This window comes from Paenisporosarcina sp., from assembly GCF_049671445.1.
Classification (GTDB): domain Bacteria; phylum Bacillota; class Bacilli; order Bacillales_A; family Planococcaceae; genus Paenisporosarcina.
In genome coordinates, this window is record NZ_JBATUX010000109.1 from 21,343 (window position 1) to 42,075 (window position 20,733).

A 20,733-nucleotide genomic window follows, 5' to 3' on the forward strand; every position below is an offset into this window, starting at 1 on the left:
TTATGAATATTGTTATTCTCATCTTACTAGCATACTTGCTAGGATCGATTCCTTCCGCACTATGGATAGGCAAACTTTTCTACAAAATCGATATTCGCGAACATGGAAGTGGTAACTTAGGAGGAACGAATACATTTCGTATATTAGGACTAAAAGCAGGTTTAATTGTTTCCATAATGGATATTTTAAAAGGAACTGCAGCTACTTTACTACCGCTCCTTCCTTTCTTTACTGATACAAACATCCACCCGCTCATTTTAGGGGTAGTAGCAGTCATTGGTCATATGTATCCGATATTTGCTAAATTCAAGGGTGGCAAAGCTGTAGCGACCTCTGGGGGCGTGTTGCTAGCATATCACTGGCCCATCTTCCTTCTTATGCTCTTATCGTTCTTTATCGTATTGAAACTAACAAAAATGGTTTCTTTTACGTCTATGATACTAGGTGTAATTGCACTCGTTTATACGATTGCATATAATGTATTCTTTGAAATAGATATTCCATTACTAGTCGTAATCGTGTTATTATCGTCGTTTATATTATATCGCCATCGAGCGAATATTGCGCGAATCAAAGCAGGAACTGAACCAAAAGTAAAGTGGATATAATACAATAAGATTAGTCCACGAAAGGTTGATGTTCACATGAAGATTGTTTTATCAAATGAAGCAATGGCCTGGTTTAAAGAAGAAATGGAAACTACAGCAGGAGAATACATTCGGTTTTATGCTCGGTATGGCGGTTCAAGTCAGTTGCATGAGGGTTTCTCTTTAGGTGTAACGAAAGAAGAGCCTATGGAGCTGGCTGTTGAACTTATCGAAGAAAATATCCATTTCTATATTGAAGAACGAGATGTATGGTATTTTGACGGTCATGATCTCCACGTCAATATTGACTCGAAATTACAAGAACTTACGTATTCATATAAGAAATAATATAATCCACTAAGAGTCATAACTCTTAGTGGATTATTATTTTTGTTCGAATCGCTTCAATTGTTTCAACATGCCTTCTTTTTTCATAATCGCTTGTTGATGCTGTCCAAACAAATCAAAATGAGGGTATGCTTCTTTATAATCAATCCACTCTGGTTTTAATCCGTATTGAGTACCCCATGTAATCAGTCGTTCAATATCTGAACAACCCACTTTTGTCACCGTTTTACATCCTGGGAATCTCTCATCTATCCAGTAATGAGTAAGAAACGCAATTTCTCCTTTACTTACAGCCTCTTTCCATGACACGAGTTCCGGTCGTTTAATGCCAAAAGCCATTACTCTTTCACCTTTGCTATTTCTTTATACTTCGCATCCCATATGGCATCCACTTTCTTCAATGACACGGGTCGAAATGTGTCTTTCTTAACTAATACATGCTCTGATTTAGCAGTTGCTGCTATCGTTCCATCCATGTGTAAGATTTCATAACCATAAATCGTGCGTAGTTTACCATGTGACTCCACCCATGTTCGAACGGTCGCTTTCTGACCATATTTCATCGAAGCCTTATATTGAATCGATAAATCCGTAACAGGCGATAAGTATCCTTCTTGCTCTAATCCAGCATACGTATACCCTAAGTCCTCTATTAATGTTGTACGACCAATTTCCATCCATACTAAATAGTTGGCATGATAGACAACACCCATTTGATCCGTTTCGGCATAACGTATTTCAATTTCTTTTTCACTAATAAACATGATTCAGTCACCTCTTTTCTATTATACAAAAAACGATGAGAAATTGGGTGATTAATGGATCTCAGTTGTCATCCATCATAATACCACTACCTACTCGTAGGATGTGCCCTTGGACATTGTAAAAATCACTTGAATGAGGTTCGCACGACTATTTTCCCGCAAAAAAAGACTGCCCCTAAGGACAGTCTTCTTAAAAACTTTAGTTTTTCAATTTATCACGTAATACCATTGGTAAGATACCACCATGACGGTAGTAATCAACTTCAACTTCTGAATCGAAACGTGCTAATACGTCGAATTCTTTTACAGAACCGTCAGCAGATTTAGCCGTTACTTTCAGAATATCACGAGGTTTAACACCTTCAGCAATGTTAACGCTGATTTCTTCTTTACCAGTTAAGCCAAGTGATTCTGCACTTTGACCTGCCATGTATTGAAGTGGTAAAACACCCATCATAACTAAGTTTGAACGGTGAATACGTTCATAGCTTTCAGCAAGAACTGTTTTAATACCTAGTAAGTTCGTACCTTTCGCTGCCCAGTCACGTGAAGATCCCATACCGTAATCTTTACCTGCCAAAACAACTAAGCCAGTACCATCTTCTTGGTATTTCATTGCAGCATCATAGATTGCCATGATTTCGCCATTTGGCCAGTAAGTTGTAAATCCACCTTCTGTACCTGCTGCGATTTGGTTACGAATACGAATGTTAGCAAATGTACCGCGCATCATAACATCATGACTACCACGACGTGAACCATAAGAGTTAAAGTCGCGTACTGCTACTCCGCGTTCACGCAAGTATTTACCTGCTGGCGTATCTTTACCAATCGCACCCGCTGGTGAAATGTGGTCAGTTGTAATTGAATCTCCGAATTTCGCAACTACACGAAGTCCAGCAAGCGTTTGAATAGGGCTTGGCTCAATTGCTAAACCTTCAAAGTAAGGCGGGTTTTGAATATACGTTGAATCTTCATCAAATGTATACAATGAATCATTTGGTGTTTCAATCGCATTCCAACGCTCGTTTTCATTGAATACACGTTCATATTCACTACGGAACAATTCAGGAGTAACTGTTTTAAGAAGAACTTCTTTAATTTCTTCCGTTGTTGGCCAGATGTCAGCAAAGAATACATCGTTTCCTGCATGGTCTTTACCAAGTGATTCGTTTTGAAGATCAATATCAACCGTACCTGCTAATGCATAAGCAACTACAAGTGGTGGTGAAGCTAAGTAGTTACCTTTTACTAATGGGTGAATACGACCTTCAAAGTTACGGTTACCTGAAAGAACAGACGTAATTAATAAGTCGTTTTCGATGATACCTTTTTCGATTTCAGGAAGCATTGGACCTGAGTTACCGATACAAGTCGTACATCCGTAACCAACTAAGTCAAATCCTACAGCACTAAGTGGCTCTAGAAGATTAGCGTCACGTAAGTAGCCTGTTACTACTTTCGAACCTGGTGCAAGTGAAGTTTTCACGTATGCTGGTGGACGCAAGCCTTTTTCTGCTGCTTTTTTAGCAACAAGACCCGCCCCAATCATAACGAATGGATTCGAAGTATTTGTACAAGATGTAATTGCTGCAATTCCAATAGCGCCTGTAGGAATCGTTACTTCTTTCCCATCAAGAGTAACAGTTGCAGATTTCTTGAATTCTTTTTTAGATAAACCGAAACCTTGGTTGCCTTGAGGAGCTACAACCGCTTTGTTGAACTCAAGTTTCATTTCAGACAATGGAATTAAATCTTGAGGACGTTTAGGTCCAGACATGTTTGGTTCAATTGTTGATAAATCAAGTTCTACAACATCCGTGTAGATTGGATCTTCATTATCAACTGTAAAGAACATTCCATTTACAGTTAAGTATTCTTTAACTACTTGGATATGTTCTGCGTCACGGCTAGTTAAACGCATGTAATCAAGTGCTTCTTCATCAACTGGGAAGAAACCACAAGTTGCGCCGTACTCAGGTGCCATGTTAGCAATTGTTGCACGGTCAGCTAGTGGAAGTTTCGTTACGCCAGCTCCGAAGAACTCAACGAATTTACCTACTACGCCTTTTTTACGAAGTACTTCAGTTACTTTAAGTGCTAAGTCAGTAGCTGTTGTACCGTTTGGAAGGTCACCAGTTAACTTAACTCCGATAACTTCAGGAATCGGGAAGTATGAAGGTTGACCAAGCATACCTGCTTCAGCTTCAATACCACCAACGCCCCACCCAAGAACACCGATACCATTAATCATCGTTGTATGAGAGTCAGTACCTACTAAAGTATCTGGATACGTTTCGTATGTACCTTCTTCATTTTCAACTGCATGAACAACGTTAGCTAAATACTCTAAGTTTACTTGGTGAACGATACCTGTTGCTGGTGGTACAGCACGGTAGTTATCGTATGCTTTTTGAGCCCAGCTAAGGAACTGGTAACGCTCTGCATTACGTTCGAATTCTAATTCCATATTTACGCGAAGTGCGTCAGATGTACCATATTTGTCTACTTGTACAGAGTGGTCAATAACTAAGTCAACCGGAATTGCCGGGTTGATTTTGTCAGGATCTCCACCCATTTCAGCCATTGCTGAACGAAGTGCTGCCAAGTCTACTACTACTGGTACACCAGTGAAATCTTGGAGAATAACACGTGATGGTTTAAACGGAACTTCCGCTTCCGGATCAACGTCTTTACCCCATTTTGCCAATTTTTCTACATGGTCATCATTGATGACATATCCGTCATGTTGACGCAAAACGGACTCAAGTAATACTTTAATTGAATAAGGAAGTCGGGACACATTTGCGATCCCTGCCTCTTCTAACGCTGCTAGACGGTAATAGTTATACGTTTTACCGTTTAAGTCGAAAGAAGTACGGCTATTATGCAAGTTACTTTTTGCCATGTCTATTCCTCCTTTTATTTATGAAAAGGCTCTCATCTATTGGTAGCGACTTTTCTCCAGTACTAATCATAACGTAGTCTAGTTTATAAGTAAATTACATTAAAATTATAGGTTGTGATAAGTATTTGTTATGACCTTACAACATTTCAATCGTTTTTTTCAATTGTTTCAAATGACGTTTTTCATGCAATCCAACGAATGGGAACCATTGTATTAATGGCACTTGACCAAAAATCGGATGCTTAAATGATTTTTCAAGGAATGCTTCTTTTGAGCTTGATTCATATACATCTAATAAGAAGAGACGTGAATCATGTAACTCTTTTTGCATTTCAAGTTTTGTTTTATAATCTTCAGTTGGTTCCGTATATCCTGGTGCCTCTACTTTTATTAAACGATTTGTAGAAAGGCCAATTGGTTTTTTCTTTGACTTTGGACTTTCTGGATTCTTTAATTCCCTCGCAATATTTGTTGCGATGACAGTTTCCATACGTACAAGATGTTCAAAAATTTGTTTTGGAGACCATCCCCCGTTAGATGGATTCTGATTAAATTGCTCGTCCGTTATCCATTTAATCGTTTGAAATAGCTCTTTTCGAATTTTATTATTGTCTTCTAAAAACATGTAAATCTCTCCTTTGATTAATGCAAAAATCGTTTTCGTTGTTGCGGTGAAGGTAATAAACACGATTCATTTTGACGAATGAAGCGGTGTCGATGCTTTGCGACAAATCGATACACATGATTTAGCAACGTCTTCGGAATAAAACGTGCATATTTTGCAAAATGATATGGTGCCTTCAAATAAGTTGTCAATGCAAACACTGCATCGGATTCTACTAATAACTCTTTTCCCTTAAGTACCACAATTGAATCAATTGATTGCAGTTTAGGATGTTGTTTTTTTAGTTGATTGGAAAGTTCGCTATCAAGAGCAGCAAAATAGATTTCTTCAGCCCGTTCATGTTGCAAGATAAATTGGACTGATTGGTGGCAAAAACCACAGCTTCCATCGTAAAAAAGAACTGGGGATTTAGTATCCATAAAATTCACCTTTTCTTCTTATATTACTTGAATCGACAAATAAACGACAATCTAACGTTTTCATTCTTCACTTCATATGCGACAATATTTCATGTTAGAAAGGACGATTATTTTATGATAAACACTACACTTCAAAAACTTACTCCTTCGTATGATCCTTGGGAAGCTTATTCAGATATAGAAAGACACGGTAAGCTCACACTCTCAAATATTGAATTTACGACAACAACCCTGTGTAACATGCGTTGCGCTCATTGCGCAGTAGGTTATACTTTACAAACTAAAGACCCAGAGGCACTACCTTTTGATTTGCTCCGTCAACGGTTAGATGAAATCCCTCATTTACAAACGTTAAGCATAACTGGTGGCGAGCCGATGTTATCGAAAAAATCAGTGACAAATTATGTACTCCCACTTTTGAAATATGCACACGAGCGTGGAGTACGTACTCAAATTAACTCGAACTTAACATTAGATCCAGAGCGCTATATGTTAATAGCTCCTTATTTAGATGTCTTACATATTTCTCATAACTGGGGAACGGTGGACGAGTTTGTAGAAACCGGCTTTGCAGTTATGGCACGTAAACCTTCCTACGATCAACGCGCGAAACTTTTTACTCGCATGATAGAAAATAGTCGTATGTTATCAGAAGCAGGTGTCATGGTATCTGCAGAAACCATGTTAAACAAAAAGACATTGCCATATTTAGAAAATATACATCGACAAGTCGTAGAAGAAATGAAGTGTGCTCGACACGAAATTCATCCAATGTACCCTTCAGATTTCGCTAGCAGTCTAACATCTTTGACCCTTGAAGAAACGCGAAATGCGATTCATCATCTGCTTGATATTCGAGATAAAAACACATGGATGCTGTTCGGAACTTTGCCATTTTACCCATGTAGTGCAAGTGCTGAGGATCGTAACCTTCAGAAAAGACTGAAAGACGAGTTTAATGTAACGGTTCGAAATGATCCAGATGGACGTTCCCGTTTAAATATCAATATTTTTTCTGGTGAAGTAATTGTCACCGACTTTGGAGACGCACCTGTACTAGGAAATCTAAAAAGTGATTCTTTGCCTGTTATCTTCAATAATTGGCTACAATCCCCTCTTGCTAAAGAGTTAAATTGTCATTGTCCGGCCGTTAAATGCCTAGGTCCTAATGTATTAGTAAAAAACATGTATTATAAAGATCATTTATTTACTAGTGATTCTGTAAAATAACAAATGCAGCCGATTAGGCTAACGGGTTCTCTTGAGGAGAAAAAAAACGAGCAGAAAAAAGCATTTAAAAGGATACCAAATTAGCATCGCATTTTTAGCGGTGCTTTTTTGTTAATATCGAACAAATAAACCCAACCAAGAGGCTGAGTTTTTCCGCCAAATATTTTTAAGTCTTGGTCATCTCAAACACTTGTTAGTTGATCAATGGGTCATTGAGGCATTTCAAATTCAAATTTACCATTTAAAACTTTTAATTGGTTTTTGACATCTTCTAATTCCACATAGGATGTATGTGCGTACTGAATAATTTGTTCATCGGTCATTTGGGCATTAATAAGATTGCGAATTATTCTGTATCTTTCATTAACTACTCCCGTTGCTTTTCCTAATTCATAGCCATCATCCCAAGCCCTATCATAGCACTCTACACATTCTAAACATTCTTCTCGACCTTCCTTGATGAATCCACTTAAAATCAGTAGGACTAGTGCATATATAGATACCACCATTATTTTTTTGTAAGAATACATTTAATCCCTCCTTTGCTACAAAATATGGACGATGCGGTTAATATTAATGAGCCAATTAACTTATTCCATTAGTATCTCCAATTTTCCGAAATAACCCTACGTAGTTAGTTTGATAAGCAATTTGCAGATGCTAATTAAGTATGATGTTTTCATTCTAATATTTCTAAACTCATCTCATATCCTAATTAACATATCGATTAGCATAATATTTAATTGCCACAACTTCTCCAAATAGCTCGTTAATTATAGCGTTAAAAATAGTGATTTTAGAGTAAGAAAGTTCATGCATCAACAAATAAAGGAGTACCAATTCAATTGCGAATTGGTGCTCCTTTTGTGTTGTACTTTAAATTTTTCACCTCAGAAGAGAACCCGTTACGATTAGTTTGCTTTTTCATTTAATATGCTTTAAGGCTTCGCGTTTACATAATGGCTTCAACTCATATTCTTCGACAAATTTACGAACAAAAGCCGGATTGGTTTTTGCATATTCTCTTAACACCCATCCAATGGCTTTTTGAATAAAAAATTCATTTGAATGTACATGTTTCAAAATAATTTCAATTAATATTTTTTCATTAGTCTCTTTTTTATATTTTAATTGATGAAGAATGGCTGCACGATTTAACCACATATTATCCGAATCTGACCACTGGAACATGACTTTCTCACCTTCTAGACGATCTCTTTTGACAATATCTCCAACAATGGTTGGTGCAATTGAATCCACGCTATCCCACCATGATTTTTCGGTTATTAATTTCTCAAGAAACCCTAAATCGTCGACAGCTAATGATTTAAGTTTTTTACTCAGTAAAGCAATGGCGACATATTGGTACTCTCGCTCCGGTAGTCTATAAATCTCCCATACTTCATTAAGTAATTCCGTTTTTCCGGGCAATTCATGTATAGCAAAAAATGCCTTTAATGCTTCCGTTCTTTCAGGGCTTTTAATACCTAAAAAAGGAAAATGATGCTTCATGTATGCTTTCATTGGTTCAGCAAGTCGTTCATTACGAAGGTTTTCAAATGATTGAACATATGTATGACGATTCCATGGATTTTTCAATTTAACTCCCCTTTTACAAAGACTTTATCATTCTATTTAAAAAATGTGGATAGGTTTCCTATCCACATTTTTTCATAAAAATTCAATTATATCGAACGCGAGGTTAAAGATAAATACTGTATGAATAACCACAAACCATAGTGCCTGTTTATTTAGTTTCTTCATCATGATTTGATCCATCTCAACCACTCCTTTCCTTAGATTATACTCCTCGAATTTAGAATTCGCAAAATATTTTTACAATTTATTTATAAAATAAAGGTATCACTTACTTCGTTATATTATGTCGAAATACATAAAAAATGAACATTTGGAAATCATATTTACATAATAGGTATTCTTAATAAAAAAAGTAAATAAACAAAATCACTTTAAAAATAATAATTTTTAAAAAGTGGTTTGAACCTTATCGTTAGAGGCTATCTATTAAGTAAGCAAGACAACAATTATTGAACAGGAGATGACACACATGGAATTCATTTTATATCTTATTATCGGTGGTATTATTGGTTGGTTAGCAGGACTTATTTTAGGTAAAGACGTACCAGGCGGAATTATTGGTAACATTATTGCGGGTATTATTGGTGCATGGATCGGCGGAATGTTATTCAGTTTCGGACCAGCAATTGCCGGTATTCAAATCATTCCAGCTTTAATTGGTGCAATTATTTTAATCTTCATCGTTAGCATGATTTTAAAAGCACTTCGTAAATAATAGTATAAAAAAGAGTCGTTCGAATTTCGAACGACTCTTTTTTATTGTGATGTAGACTGAGCTTGTCCTTCTTCCCTCTGCTCCTCTTCATATTTATTATAATAATAAAGAACATCTTCTACATATTCGTCACTATGATTGTACATATGAATAGCCTTCTCCAAATTACCAGATGCAGCACCATTACTGGCTAAATATTTCGCAGCACTATGCATGGCATCTTCCATTTGATAAGGATCAGCTTTTCCATCCTTATTAGCATCTACGCCGTATCCTCCGTATTTAGCTATAATCTTTGGATTCGTTTTATCATCTTCTGAAATTGCACCTTTTCCTTTACCTGAGCAACTTGGATGTTGCCAACCAACAAACGTACAAGGCATGAATTGCATATGCCCTTCAGCTCCGACTGGAGAAAGAAGTGGATCCATAGTTGAGAATTTCGTTTCAATACGGTGATGTGCAGCTAGCAATGTCCATGGGATTTCATATTCAGTTGCAGCTTCTTGATAAATTGGGATGTATTCTTTTGGAATAGCCATATCCAATATCTTATTTGGAGCCTGTATGGATTCTGACAACGTGTGGATGATTGGAATTCTTTTCAAATCTCCCCAGTACACACTTGCCAACACGAAAACGGTCATCGTGATCGGAACCATAAGAAAGATAACTAAGCTTTTTGTCACTATAGATAATGGTTTCTTCTTTTTTCGTATTTTCATTTTGCCGCATCCTGTTTTTTTCTTTAGTTTATCACAAATATCCTGCTCCAACACATGAAATCTATCAAGTATTCTGGAAATGTCTGTCACTCTTGAACACTTTGAAAATTAATACTATTCGACAAAATTGAGCAGAATATAAATATACAAATAATTTATATATATATACACTTACTAATTAAGGGAGGTGAGAAAAAATGATAGAAGACTTTAAAAAGTTCATATTAAAAGGAAATGTTATGGATTTAGCAATTGCTGTTGTTATTGGAGCAGCCTTCGCAGCTATCGTAAAATCTCTTGTCGACGACATTATTATGCCTTTAGTTGGTATTCTTTTAGGTGGAGTGGACTTCACAGGGTTAATGTTTAAGGTTGGTAGCGCGGAAGTAATGTACGGAAACTTCATTCAATCAATTTTCAACTTTATTATTATAGCTTTTGCAATCTTTATGTTCGTTCGTATTTTAATGAAATTCCAACGTAAGAAAGAAGAAGTGATTGAAGAAGGCCCGGCTATCGATGCAAAAGAAGAGTTATTAGCTGAGATTCGTGATTTATTAAAAAACCAACAGAATTTATAAAGTACTGATTTCAAATAGAAAGAGCTTCAATTCAACTAAATGAATTGAAGCTCTATTTGTATTCTTGATTTTGTTTTTATTTTCCTTGTTCAATTAGAGCTTTCATATCCGCAGCAATTTCTTCTTTTGGTACATCTTGATAACCGTCATAGCTCTTAACAACAATCCCATTTTGATCAACTAAAAAATAGCTTGTTCCATGTATGACTTGATCTGAGTTGGGGTCAATTTTCACTAGAGATTTAAATGAATCTCGTGCAAACTGCTCCATATACTCTGGGTCATATCCTGTAAGCAACTCCCACTTAGATTCATCTGCTGGGTTAAATTTGGCTAAGTATTCCGCCATAATTTTAGGAGTATCGACTGCTGGATCTACACTGAATGCGACTATTTTATAATCTTCAACTTCTGCTTTTATTAATTCGTCTTGCACTTGGGTCATATTCATCGTCATTGGCGGACAGACCGTTTCACAATTAGTGAAAATAAAAGTAGCCAACCATACGGTGCCATTTAAACTTTCTAATGAAACTTCTTCGCCTCTTTGAGATTCATGTGAAAAGGTTTCAACTTCCCAGTCGGCCTCAGCTTTAAACTTTGATGAATTACATCCCGTTAAAATGATTGCGCTCAACGCAATAAAGATAAACATTTTTTTATATTTCGTCATGGACTCTCCCCACTTTCGCTCCTTTTCATCTTAGCGAATGAAATTTACGAATTCAAGGTAGGAGCATCAGAAGATTCTAACGAATTTGTGTCGTTGTATTCCTAATACTTAGGTCATAAAGAAAGACCACCAATTTATAGGTGGCCAGTCTTGTTATTTACATTAAGTCAGATACATTGCGTTCAATTAACTGTGCACTGAATGCACTTGCAAGTCCGAACCCATTTACTTCAAAAACATTACTTGCGATAAGTGCTTGCATGCCAGTTTCTACCTCATGCGCAGTCAAATTCGCACGTGGCTCTTCTACAGAAATCGTTAACTTTTTACCACCAGATGTTTCAAATTGCATTTCTAATACTTGTGCCATTAGTTAGCCCCCCTTCATTAGTTTTGAATGTTTCCAGTTGCGATTTTTTCTGCAGCCAAAATCGGATATGATGAAAAACCAGATAGAGTACTAGTTACTTCCATTAATTGTTCAGCTGTTGCAGATTCATCAATATTCCGATAAGAACTTGCTTTTTTGATTACTTTTCCGTCTTGGGTCATCCCAACATCATACGTTAAACGAACCACTGCACCCGTAAAGTCAACGATTGCCATATTGTTTCACCCCCTTTCCCTCTTTATATAGAGAGAAATTAAAGAAAAGAATACATCGGGAGTGTTATTTTCCGCAGAACCTTTTATAATAGAAGAATAGTTGTAATAAGAGGTGAGAGTATTGGATGGATGGTTTTTATGGTTTATCGTATTTTGGGTTTTTGTATTAGCTGGACTTTTTGCCATTGGTGGCTATTTTATGTTCCGCAAGTTTTTAAAAGTATTACCGAAAGACGATGGAAAATCGATGCTCGATTGGGAAGAGTATTATGTGAATGAATCCCTTCATTTATGGGGAGATCAAGCAAAAGTAATGTTAAATGAACTAGTGACACCTGTTCCCGACTTGTTTCGTCCAGTGGCCAAACAAAAAATAGCTGGTAAAGTAGCACAAATTGCTTTAGAAGAAAAAGCATCATCTATTGAGCATGACCATCTAATTCGTGGGTATATTCAAGCAACACCGAAGAGAGATCATAAATTCTTACGTAAAAAGTTAGAGTCTATGGAAATAGACATGACACCGTATGAACATTTATTTAGATAAAGTAACAGACTTTAGTGAAGAAATATGACAAGAAAAAAGCCGACCTTATGAAGAAAAGGTCGGCTTTTGTGTGGATTTTTTTCCAATTGTTTTTTCGAGCTTTTTATATTGAAGCAACATAGCAATGCGCCAAGGTACAATCATACCAAAGGCAAGTAACCAAAACATACCACTTAACTCACCGACATCAATCGTTGAACTTAAGATGATTTTACCAATTAATCGGACAATCAATAATCCAATTAAAATAAACACAAATGCTTTTGATTGTTTTAAGTAGATGTCTTTATTTTTCACTTCAAATCGAGATGTCCAGATTAAGACCGTAGAAAACAGAAGTCCAACTCCGATTGATTCTGCAATTTGCATGGGTGCCACTCGAAAATACTCAAAAACAAACATCAAAGCACCGGTAGACATGAACAGTGGTGGTAATATAATTTTTTTAGCATTTACAGGCTTTTTTGAAGACTTTGCTCTTACCGTCATAACTAGAGTTCCCATTACGACTGCCATTATGGTCGATCCAATGACGATCCACTGCGAAGGAATTTGTTCAAACATGCTATTCCTCCCATTTCTTTAATTCTTGTAGTTTTTCAATTACTTCTTGTACAGGAACGAAGCGGGCAAACCTGGCGTACTCTTTGCCATTTTTCATTAAAATGACTACAGGAGCTGTAAATAAACTTAGTTGCCCTGCTAGTTCAGGTACCTCTGCTGCATTCGCAACATAAAACGGAATGGTTGTATCACTTTCGAGTGCGGCGATTTGTGGATATAACCCTTCACATACGGAGCAGTTAGTCGTCTTCACAAATAGTAAGAGATGTTTCTCTTGTTGAATGATATCTAGCCATTGCTCGTATTTTGTTATGGATTTCATCTTCAACACCATCTCTTTCGATACACAAAGTTTAGCTATTAAAACCCTTGGAAGTCACCAAAAATCGGACTTAAAAGACGGATAATGTAAGTCATGCCGTCAAAGAACAATAAAATACCGACTGCAATCATAATAATACCACCAATTTTGACGATTTTTGCATTGTGTTTTCGAATCCAGTTCATACGTGTAATAAAGAATGATAAGACGAAGAACGGAATTGCGAAACCAAGAACATAAGCCAACATATACCAAACTCCGGATCCTGGGTTGGTTGATGCCAATAAAAACACTGACATTAAAATGGGACCTGTACAAGGTTGCCAGCCAGCTGCAAAAGCCATACCAATCAAAATTGTTCCCAAATATCCAGCTGGTCTGTTTTTAAAGTGGATTTTTCGGTCCTTCATTAAAAATTCAGGCTTGAATACGCCAATAACGATTAATCCGAATACTACGATGAAAATTGCTCCGACTTGGCGGATTAAATCTTGATTTTGCTGGAACAAAGTGTAGAACAGACTAGTGCTGAAACCTAGCGCAATGAAAATAATCGAAAAACCGAGTAAGAAAAATAGTGTGTGCAACATGCCACGTTTTTGCAAAATACCACGATCAGTCTTCAATTCGTCTAACGTCATTCCTGTAATATAAGATAAAAATGCTGGATATAATGGCAAAGTACAAGGCGAAATGAAGCTTAAAAAGCCTGCTCCAAATGCCAATAATAAATTGATATCTGTCGTCATCAAAGTCGCTCCTTTACAATTCTTCTAACATCGTAACAAATAATCAGTCAAATGACTTCATTATTGCTTGTGACATTTTTTTGTCTAAGTAAAAGAGGACACAATTGTGTCCTCTTTTATGATTATACGGTTTCTTCTACAATACCATTTTGCAGTAAATACATTTTATGATATAGACCTTTACTTGCAAGCAATTGTTGATGATTTCCTCGTTCGACAACTTCACCTTGATGAAGAACGAGAATCAATTCAGCATCTTGAATGGTACTTAAACGATGTGCAATGGCAATCGTCGTTCGTCCTTGACGCATTTTTTCTAAACTTGATTGAATGGCAACTTCAGTTTCAGTATCAATGTTTGCGGTCGCTTCATCCAGTACTAAAATCTTCGGATCCGTTGCCATAGTACGTGCAAATGCAACGAGTTGGCGTTGACCACTGGAAAATGTCGAGCCCCGTTCCGTTACTTTTTGTTTGTAGCCGTCTGGTAACTGATTAATGAAGGCATCGGCTTGCACGAATTCAGCAGCAGCTCGCACTTCTTCGTCGGTCATAGATTGATTATGCAAACGAATATTGCTTTCAATGTCCCCGAAGAATAAGAATGGATCTTGTAGCACAAGGCCCATTTTTTTGCGTAACTCTTGTACGTTAAAATCTTTTACAGACTTCCCATCTATTAATATATCACCTTGTTCAAATTCATAAAAACGCATCAATAAATTAATAATGGAACTCTTTCCACTTCCCGTATGACCTACCAATGCGACTGTTTCTCCAGGGTTCGCAGTAAAGGATATGTTTTTCAACACATCTGTTTGACCGTCATATGAGAACGTCACATTATTGAATTCAATTTTCCCAGCATCGATACGTGCGTTTGTGTTGCCTTGAGTTGGAACAAGTTCTTCTTCATCTAGCAATTTAAATACACGTGAAGCAGCAACAATTGCTTGTTGGAAAATCGATAAACGTTGCATCACTTGATTAATTGGTTCAAAGAATCTGTCAATATACGTTACAAAGGCATAGATCACACCAACTTCAATTGTGTTATTGAACGAAGTAATACCGAAATAGCTAAGTAACATAATCAAAGCAAGGGCATACACCAAATCAATTGCTGGTCTAAGCAACAAGCTATCCATTTTGATATTGCGTTTTCCAGCTTCCCAATGTTGTTCATTTATGTCATTGAACTCATCTTTTAAACGTGGTTCTTGTCGAAAGGCTTGAATCATAGACATGCCTTGTAAAGATTCTGCCAGTTTTGCATTCAATTGACTCAAACGTTCACGTAAATCTTGATAAAAGACAGAACTATAACGACGATATGTGCGAATAATTAAAAATAGAATCGGCAATAGCAATAAGGTAACCATTGCTAATTTTGCATTTAATATAAACATGGCAATGTACACACCTACAACCAAAAAGGCACTTTGTAAAAAGCCTACTAAAACGCTGACGAACATGTCTTTTATGGCTTCCGTATCATTGGTAACACGTGATACGATACTGCCGGCAGGCGTTTTGTCAAAATAACGCATGCCGAGGTTTTGTACTTTTGTAAAGACATCGATACGCATTTGTTGAATGATTTTTAAAGCGATTTCTTGGAATTTTAGCAATTGGAAATAACTAATAAAAACATTGGATAGTTGAATAAATATATATGCGCTCGCAAGTCCAATAAGCGGTCCCTGCGGGAAATTTCGAACGGTTAAATAATCGTCAATAAATGTTTTGATTAAGATTGGTCCAACTACGTCTCCTATAACAGTCAGTCCAAGTAAGAACAAGGCAAAAGCAATCACTTTTTTATGGGGTTTCAAATAAGAAATGAGCCTTTTTAAAATGATACTTTGATCTTGACCGGTTAGTTTCGGCTGTTCATCCATTATGCCTCACCTCCCATTTCGACGAGCGCTTCAAGTTGTTGTAATTGATACATTTCATAGTATCGTCCTTGTAGATTCATCAGTTCTTCATGGGAACCTTTTTCAACAATAGTCCCTTCATGGAGTACGATGATTTGATGTGCATGTTGAATCGCGCTTAGTCGATGAGCCGTAATAATGGTCGTCTCATCCACGCGAGATGCTTTCAAAGACTCGAGTATCGCTTCTTCAGTTCGTGCATCTACTGCAGATAATGAGTCATCTAAAATCAATAATTCTGGTTTCATCATCAATGCACGAGCAATCGATATACGTTGTTTTTGACCACCGGATAAAGACACTCCACGTTCACCAACAATGGTGTCATAGCCACTTGTGAAATTTAAAATATCTTCGTGAATATGTGCGAGGCGAGATGCTTCATAGACTTCTTCAAGTGGAGCACCCGTATTAGCAAATGCGATATTGCCAGCAATCGTCGTTGAAAACAAGAAGTGATCTTGCGGAACGTAGCCTATCGCAGAACGTAGACGTTCTTTTTTGTATTCATTGATTGAATGGCCACCATATGTAATCCATCCATCATAGCCTTCAAATTCGCGTAGTAATAACTTTAATATCGCAGTTTTGCCTGACCCTGTTTTTCCGACAATGCCTAAAGTTTCCCCACGCTTTAATGTGAAATGAACATTTTTAAGCGCTGCTCGTTCATCATCTGGGAACTTAAACTCGTCGATATGAACATCCAAGTCACCTTGTGCTTTTACATCCAGTGCATGTGACGCATCGTCAATATCTACTGGTTCGGCGAGGAGCGAACGAATCCGGTCGTAAGATGCACGGCCACGCTCGACAATGTTAAACAACCAACCAAAAGCAAGCATCGGCCAGACGAGTAAACCTAAATACGCAGTGAATGCGATTAAATCGCCAATCGTCATATCTCCTGCAATAATGAATCGTGCACCAAACACAATGGATAGGAAAAATGAAACACCAACAATTGCAGAAATCGTCGGATCAAATAGCGAATCAACTTTTGCTACATGAATATTTTTTTCTACCACATCTTCCGATAACTGAACGAAATCTTGGATGTCTTCTTTTTCTTGACCAAATGTTTTGATGACTTTTATTCCTGAGATACTTTCTTGTGTTTTATCGTTTAAGTTCGAGAATGCTTCTTGTGCAAAGTGGAAGCGATGATGTAGCTGTTTGCCATAATAATTTGTTAAATATGCCATAATCGGCATCGGAATAAGAGCAATTAGCGTTAATTTCCAGTCGATTGTAATCGCCATCGCAGCTATAACAAAACTACCTGTTGCTAACGAATCCACTAGTGTTAAGACACCCGCTCCAGCTGTTTGTTGAACGGCTGATAAATCATTGGTCGCATGTGCCATTAAATCACCAACACGTCGCTTTTGATAAAATCGTGGTGACATGCGAGTAAAATGTTCGAATAAACGCGCACGCAATTGACGTGCGAGCAAAATCGCTGACCCAAAAATCATCATACGCCAATAATATCGAATGATGTACATGGCAATAGCAGCACCAGCAAGTAATAGCAGTCCTTTAAAAAGCGCTTCACCTGTAAGTGTGCCTAGTCGAATCTCATCGACGACATAACCTATTATTTTAGGTGGCAGCAGTTGCAAAAATGCAACAACCATCAGCATGATGATGCCGACTATATACTGTTTCTTTCTCTCTTTAAAAAACCACCCTAAATCTAAAAATACTTTCACGCAACTATCCCCCGATTTTCTTTTTTCTGCCTTTATTAGTTTAGCAAATGTTCCGAATTTAGAGAAGATACGAAATGAAAATTATTCGAGTTCAGAAATAGTTTGAGTAAGTTTACACTGCTATTTCTTTTGAGATGTGAATTGCTGGGTTACAATTTCATTCGCTTAATGTCATGTACCCGAGCATCCTGCTCTCGTTTTATTCAGCTTTGTGTCCCCCGATTAATTTTGCACGAGCTCGAGCTGTTCCGGCATCCGTATAGGACACTGCCCGTAGTAAAGCCGTTGAACCATATTTACTACGAATGTGATCCATGGCAGAACCGAGTTTACGTTTGCGCCATTTTTCCGCTTCAAATAGGCTGAGCTGCATGGAATGCTCGGGCTCCATATTCGATAAAGTCACAGATAAACGTCGAACCGGTCGATCATCAAAGTGTTCGTGCAACAACTTCACGCATACTTGGTAAATTTTCATCGTGTCATTTGTCGCTTCTTCCATTGAAAGAGACCGATGGAAGCCTCCCCCAAAAGCATCTTTGCTGTAGCCAACCCCAAGGTGAACGGTACGTCCAACTTTTCCGGCTTCACGCGCACGTCTCGCCACGTCTTCGGTCATTTCAAGTACAACGGCCAAAATATCATCCGTCTTGCGATAATCTCGAAACAGTATCTGTCCTTTGCCATAACTAATTTGCCCATCGATAATCGGAGCACCTAGTTCTGATAAATCGATCCCCCATGCATGATGGTACAACTGATTTCCCATCACACCAAACTTCGATTCGAGTGTTGCTAACTCGGTTTTTGCTAAATCGCCAATTGAAAAAATCCCCATGGCATTTAAGTTTTTTTCCATTCGCGACCCGATGCCCCACATTTCACTAAGAGGGGATATTGGCCATAACTTTGTTTGCACATCGTCATAGGTCCACCGAGCGAATCCGGTTTTCTTCGCTTCTAAATCCAGCGCTAACTTCGCCATCAACATATTCGGTCCCATGCCCATCGCAGACGGTAATTGAAACATTCCCACTAAATCATCTTGAATGCGCTGAATGGTTTGCTCAATTGGTCCCCACAGCCGTTCCGTTCCAGCTAAATCGATAAAGCTTTCATCCACACTATAAACATGAATCGCTTCTTTCGGCACATACTCACTAAGCAATCGCGTAATTTCCATCGACACCCGCACAAAAAAGCCCATTTTCGGTTCGATTATCCGAATGTCCGGATGATCAGGAATTTCAAATAAACGTGTCCCTGTTTTCACACCAAACTCTTTTTTTAATGGGGGTGAAGCAGCTAAAACGACACTTCCCTTTTGTTGTTGATTGCCAATAATCGCAATCGGGGTTTTCATCACGTCAAGACCTTCATCCGCTGCTGCACAGCTTGCATAAAAACTACGCATATCGAGACAGACGATTTTTCGATCCGGATATTTTTCATACATGGTGTTCTCCTCCTTAAAACGAACAAACGTTCTTTTCTCTTAACATGATTATACCCCGAACGAATGTTCTTAATCAATGGGTGGGAAATATTTTCAATTAATTGCGTGCGCTCTAATAAGCGTTTAAAAGTATCCACAAGAAAAAAGTGTTCGAAAGATCTCGAACACTTTGTTTTTAAATAAGTCGTTCTCCGGAAATGGATCGAGCGGCGTGAATTCCGCTTGTCGCTGCACCAATCGTGCCTCCACCTGGGAAAATATGATCGCCACATACATATAGATTCGGTAGCCCTGATCGATGAGAGATGGAATTAAATAGAGAAGACTTCAGCGTTTGAGGAAATCCACCGACATAGCCGCTTAGTCGACCTGTGTATCGTTCCCATCCTCTTGGTGCACCCGTTTCAAAATGAACAATTGCTTCCCTAAAATGAGGAATCACTTTTTCGATTGCTTCGAGCATGCGTTCACTTAATTCGTCACGTACCGCATCATATTTTTCTTTTGTATCCCAGCGGTGCCCTTCCGAATGCGTGGAAATCGTAATGGTTTGAATGCCTTCTGGTGCTCTCAATGAATCTTCAGGAGTTGAGACTGACATGAAAAAATGTCCTCCTTCCGCAAGTCCTTGTTCACCATCAAGTGATATTTGCCGAAATGGTGGAAGTGGCGCTTGGAGCTTTCTCCAGTCGACTGCAATATACAACGTCAACGTCGTCCATGTTGGTGTCGTTATTCCTTCACGTAGTGGTTTCTTTACCTGTTCCAACAAATCTGGTGCCAGCATGTTAGGTAATTGGTGAATCGGTACATTCAATACCACGTGTTGTGCTTCATATGTATTGCCACGGTGATCCGTTGCTCTCCATTGATTATTTTTTCGTTCGAGCTGCTTAACCGTCCGACGTTTTTTGAGAGTGCCACGGTTTTCAATAAAGCTTTCTCCCATTCTTTCTGCTAATTGATACAAACCGCCTGGTACGTAATAAGCGCCTTCATGATAAATATCGAGTGCGATCGCTGCGAGTAAATAAGATACATCCTCACTCCCCGTTTGCATGCTATCAATTAATAAGCCATCTAACATATGACGAAACTCGTGCAAATCTGATAATCCATATACACGTAGCCGCTTCTCTAAAGTTTGATTAAAATAAGGCAGTAATCTTATATGTTTTGGTTGTAATGAGCCAAGTAAATAAAGCCATTCTATAGCTGTCGTTGGCGGAAGGACGGGCAATCTGTCCATTAGGGAACGCACAGTCTCAGCAGTTTGATAAATTTCTCGATAAAACGCTGTGATATTTTGTTCCGCTTGTGGAAAATATTTCACCATCTGTTCAACATGTTGCTTGCGATCTTTATAAAAAGTAAACGTTGCTTGCGGATGTACCATTTGCATTACTTGATTAAGAGGTTGTAAGGTCATTGGCTTTTCTAGATATCGAAATACGCGTTCATGAATGCCACCTGGCTCTAATCCCATACCAAGAGTCGCACCGACAGGGAATACATAATTATGTCGCTTAAACTTCCCCGCACACCCACCAAGTTCAGATGACGATTCAAGAAGAGTCACGTTTGCTCCATCTTTAGCTAACAGGGAAGCGGCGGTCAACCCACCGATTCCAGCACCAATGACAAGAACGTTTTTGTTCAT

24 protein-coding genes are annotated in these 20,733 nt (G+C 38.0%); 6 read left to right on the plus strand and 18 right to left on the minus strand.

Annotated elements, in window-relative coordinates; genetic code table 11:
• Positions 1–2 precede the first annotated feature (2 nt).
• Together plsY and WBG45_RS13345 are read left to right on the plus strand one after the other, a co-directional pair.
• The gene (gene plsY / locus WBG45_RS13340; protein ID WP_424415291.1) at positions 3–608 is read left to right on the plus strand and encodes a glycerol-3-phosphate 1-O-acyltransferase PlsY; all 606 of its coding nucleotides are present in this window, start codon (positions 3–5) and stop codon (positions 606–608) included.
• A gap of 36 nt (positions 609–644) precedes the next feature.
• Complete coding sequence (locus WBG45_RS13345) at positions 645–935, plus strand: HesB/YadR/YfhF family protein (protein WP_424415292.1); 291 nt, start codon at positions 645–647, stop codon at positions 933–935.
• Positions 936–971: 36 nt separating this feature from the next.
• Here the strand turns inward: WBG45_RS13345 and WBG45_RS13350 are convergent, their stop codons facing one another.
• The 5 genes from WBG45_RS13350 to WBG45_RS13370 form a co-directional block, all read right to left on the minus strand.
• On the minus strand, positions 972–1,274 hold the full coding sequence (locus tag WBG45_RS13350) for a hypothetical protein (RefSeq protein WP_424415294.1): 303 nt from the start codon (positions 1,272–1,274) through the stop codon (positions 972–974).
• Positions 1,274–1,699, minus strand: a complete 426-nt coding sequence (locus WBG45_RS13355; protein ID WP_424415296.1) for an acyl-CoA thioesterase — start codon at positions 1,697–1,699, stop codon at positions 1,274–1,276. The genes WBG45_RS13350 and WBG45_RS13355 overlap by 1 nt, the downstream gene beginning before the upstream one ends.
• Positions 1,700–1,898: 199 nt before the next feature.
• The gene (acnA, locus tag WBG45_RS13360) at positions 1,899–4,607 is read right to left on the minus strand and encodes an aconitate hydratase AcnA (protein WP_424415298.1); all 2,709 of its coding nucleotides are present in this window, start codon (positions 4,605–4,607) and stop codon (positions 1,899–1,901) included.
• 136 nt (positions 4,608–4,743) lie between these two features.
• Positions 4,744–5,232 carry a DinB family protein gene (locus WBG45_RS13365; RefSeq protein ID WP_424415300.1) on the minus strand — a complete coding sequence of 163 codons (489 nt, stop codon included), beginning with the start codon at positions 5,230–5,232 and terminating at the stop codon, positions 4,744–4,746.
• Between the two features lie 17 nt (positions 5,233–5,249).
• Complete coding sequence (locus tag WBG45_RS13370) at positions 5,250–5,651, minus strand: thiol-disulfide oxidoreductase DCC family protein (RefSeq protein ID WP_424415301.1); 402 nt, start codon at positions 5,649–5,651, stop codon at positions 5,250–5,252.
• Positions 5,652–5,765: 114 nt separating this feature from the next.
• Here WBG45_RS13370 and yfkAB point away from each other — a divergent pair, with 114 nt between their 5' ends.
• The gene (gene yfkAB, locus WBG45_RS13375) at positions 5,766–6,881 is read left to right on the plus strand and encodes a radical SAM/CxCxxxxC motif protein YfkAB (RefSeq protein WP_424415302.1); all 1,116 of its coding nucleotides are present in this window, start codon (positions 5,766–5,768) and stop codon (positions 6,879–6,881) included.
• Between the two features lie 209 nt (positions 6,882–7,090).
• Here yfkAB and WBG45_RS13380 read toward each other — a convergent pair whose 3' ends face one another.
• Both WBG45_RS13380 and WBG45_RS13385 read right to left on the minus strand, forming a co-directional pair.
• Positions 7,091–7,411, minus strand: coding sequence for a hypothetical protein (locus tag WBG45_RS13380; RefSeq protein ID WP_424415304.1), 321 nt, complete (start codon positions 7,409–7,411; stop codon positions 7,091–7,093).
• A gap of 394 nt (positions 7,412–7,805) precedes the next feature.
• Entirely contained in the window at positions 7,806–8,480 is a 675-nt protein-coding gene (locus WBG45_RS13385; protein ID WP_424415305.1) for a DNA alkylation repair protein, read from the minus strand.
• A 469-nt stretch (positions 8,481–8,949) separates the two neighbouring features.
• Between WBG45_RS13385 and WBG45_RS13390 the strand changes: the two genes are divergently transcribed.
• Positions 8,950–9,195 (plus strand): GlsB/YeaQ/YmgE family stress response membrane protein, encoded by a 246-nt coding sequence (locus WBG45_RS13390; RefSeq protein ID WP_024534640.1) that lies wholly within the window; start codon positions 8,950–8,952, stop codon positions 9,193–9,195.
• 41 nt (positions 9,196–9,236) lie between these two features.
• On the opposite strand, the gene WBG45_RS13395 is transcribed toward WBG45_RS13390, so the two are convergent.
• Complete coding sequence (locus tag WBG45_RS13395) at positions 9,237–9,920, minus strand: lytic transglycosylase domain-containing protein (RefSeq protein WP_424415307.1); 684 nt, start codon at positions 9,918–9,920, stop codon at positions 9,237–9,239.
• Positions 9,921–10,117: 197 nt separating this feature from the next.
• Here WBG45_RS13395 and mscL point away from each other — a divergent pair, with 197 nt between their 5' ends.
• Positions 10,118–10,501 carry a large conductance mechanosensitive channel protein MscL gene (gene mscL / locus WBG45_RS13400; protein WP_424415309.1) on the plus strand — a complete coding sequence of 128 codons (384 nt, stop codon included), beginning with the start codon at positions 10,118–10,120 and terminating at the stop codon, positions 10,499–10,501.
• A 76-nt stretch (positions 10,502–10,577) separates the two neighbouring features.
• Here the strand turns inward: mscL and WBG45_RS13405 are convergent, their stop codons facing one another.
• The 3 genes from WBG45_RS13405 to WBG45_RS13415 all read right to left on the minus strand — a co-directional run bounded on the left by WBG45_RS13405 (position 10,578) and on the right by WBG45_RS13415 (position 11,780).
• Positions 10,578–11,174 (minus strand): SCO family protein, encoded by a 597-nt coding sequence (locus WBG45_RS13405; protein ID WP_424415311.1) that lies wholly within the window; start codon positions 11,172–11,174, stop codon positions 10,578–10,580.
• 157 nt (positions 11,175–11,331) lie between these two features.
• Positions 11,332–11,544: a DUF2922 domain-containing protein gene (locus WBG45_RS13410; protein ID WP_424415313.1), complete on the minus strand. Its 213-nt coding sequence runs from the start codon at positions 11,542–11,544 to the stop codon at positions 11,332–11,334.
• Positions 11,545–11,561: 17 nt separating this feature from the next.
• The gene (locus tag WBG45_RS13415; RefSeq protein ID WP_424415315.1) at positions 11,562–11,780 is read right to left on the minus strand and encodes a DUF1659 domain-containing protein; all 219 of its coding nucleotides are present in this window, start codon (positions 11,778–11,780) and stop codon (positions 11,562–11,564) included.
• A 112-nt stretch (positions 11,781–11,892) separates the two neighbouring features.
• Between WBG45_RS13415 and WBG45_RS13420 the strand changes: the two genes are divergently transcribed.
• Positions 11,893–12,327, plus strand: coding sequence for a DUF2621 domain-containing protein (locus tag WBG45_RS13420; protein WP_424415317.1), 435 nt, complete (start codon positions 11,893–11,895; stop codon positions 12,325–12,327).
• Between the two features lie 45 nt (positions 12,328–12,372).
• On the opposite strand, the gene WBG45_RS13425 is transcribed toward WBG45_RS13420, so the two are convergent.
• The 7 genes from WBG45_RS13425 to WBG45_RS13455 all read right to left on the minus strand — a co-directional run bounded on the left by WBG45_RS13425 (position 12,373) and on the right by WBG45_RS13455 (position 20,733).
• Complete coding sequence (locus WBG45_RS13425; RefSeq protein WP_424415318.1) at positions 12,373–12,891, minus strand: CcdC family protein; 519 nt, start codon at positions 12,889–12,891, stop codon at positions 12,373–12,375.
• A gap of 1 nt (position 12,892) precedes the next feature.
• On the minus strand, positions 12,893–13,213 hold the full coding sequence (locus WBG45_RS13430; RefSeq protein WP_424415320.1) for a thioredoxin family protein: 321 nt from the start codon (positions 13,211–13,213) through the stop codon (positions 12,893–12,895).
• A 38-nt stretch (positions 13,214–13,251) separates the two neighbouring features.
• Positions 13,252–13,962 carry a cytochrome c biogenesis CcdA family protein gene (locus WBG45_RS13435; RefSeq protein WP_424415322.1) on the minus strand — a complete coding sequence of 237 codons (711 nt, stop codon included), beginning with the start codon at positions 13,960–13,962 and terminating at the stop codon, positions 13,252–13,254.
• Positions 13,963–14,084: 122 nt separating this feature from the next.
• Entirely contained in the window at positions 14,085–15,863 is a 1,779-nt protein-coding gene (locus WBG45_RS13440) for an ABC transporter ATP-binding protein (protein WP_424415324.1), read from the minus strand.
• On the minus strand, positions 15,863–17,617 hold the full coding sequence (locus tag WBG45_RS13445; RefSeq protein WP_424415326.1) for an ABC transporter transmembrane domain-containing protein: 1,755 nt from the start codon (positions 17,615–17,617) through the stop codon (positions 15,863–15,865). The genes WBG45_RS13440 and WBG45_RS13445 overlap by 1 nt, the downstream gene beginning before the upstream one ends.
• A 199-nt stretch (positions 17,618–17,816) precedes the next feature.
• Positions 17,817–19,073: a DNA polymerase thumb domain-containing protein gene (locus tag WBG45_RS13450; protein ID WP_424415328.1), complete on the minus strand. Its 1,257-nt coding sequence runs from the start codon at positions 19,071–19,073 to the stop codon at positions 17,817–17,819.
• 175 nt (positions 19,074–19,248) lie between these two features.
• Positions 19,249–20,733, minus strand: coding sequence for a phytoene desaturase family protein (locus WBG45_RS13455; RefSeq protein WP_424415330.1), 1,485 nt, complete (start codon positions 20,731–20,733; stop codon positions 19,249–19,251).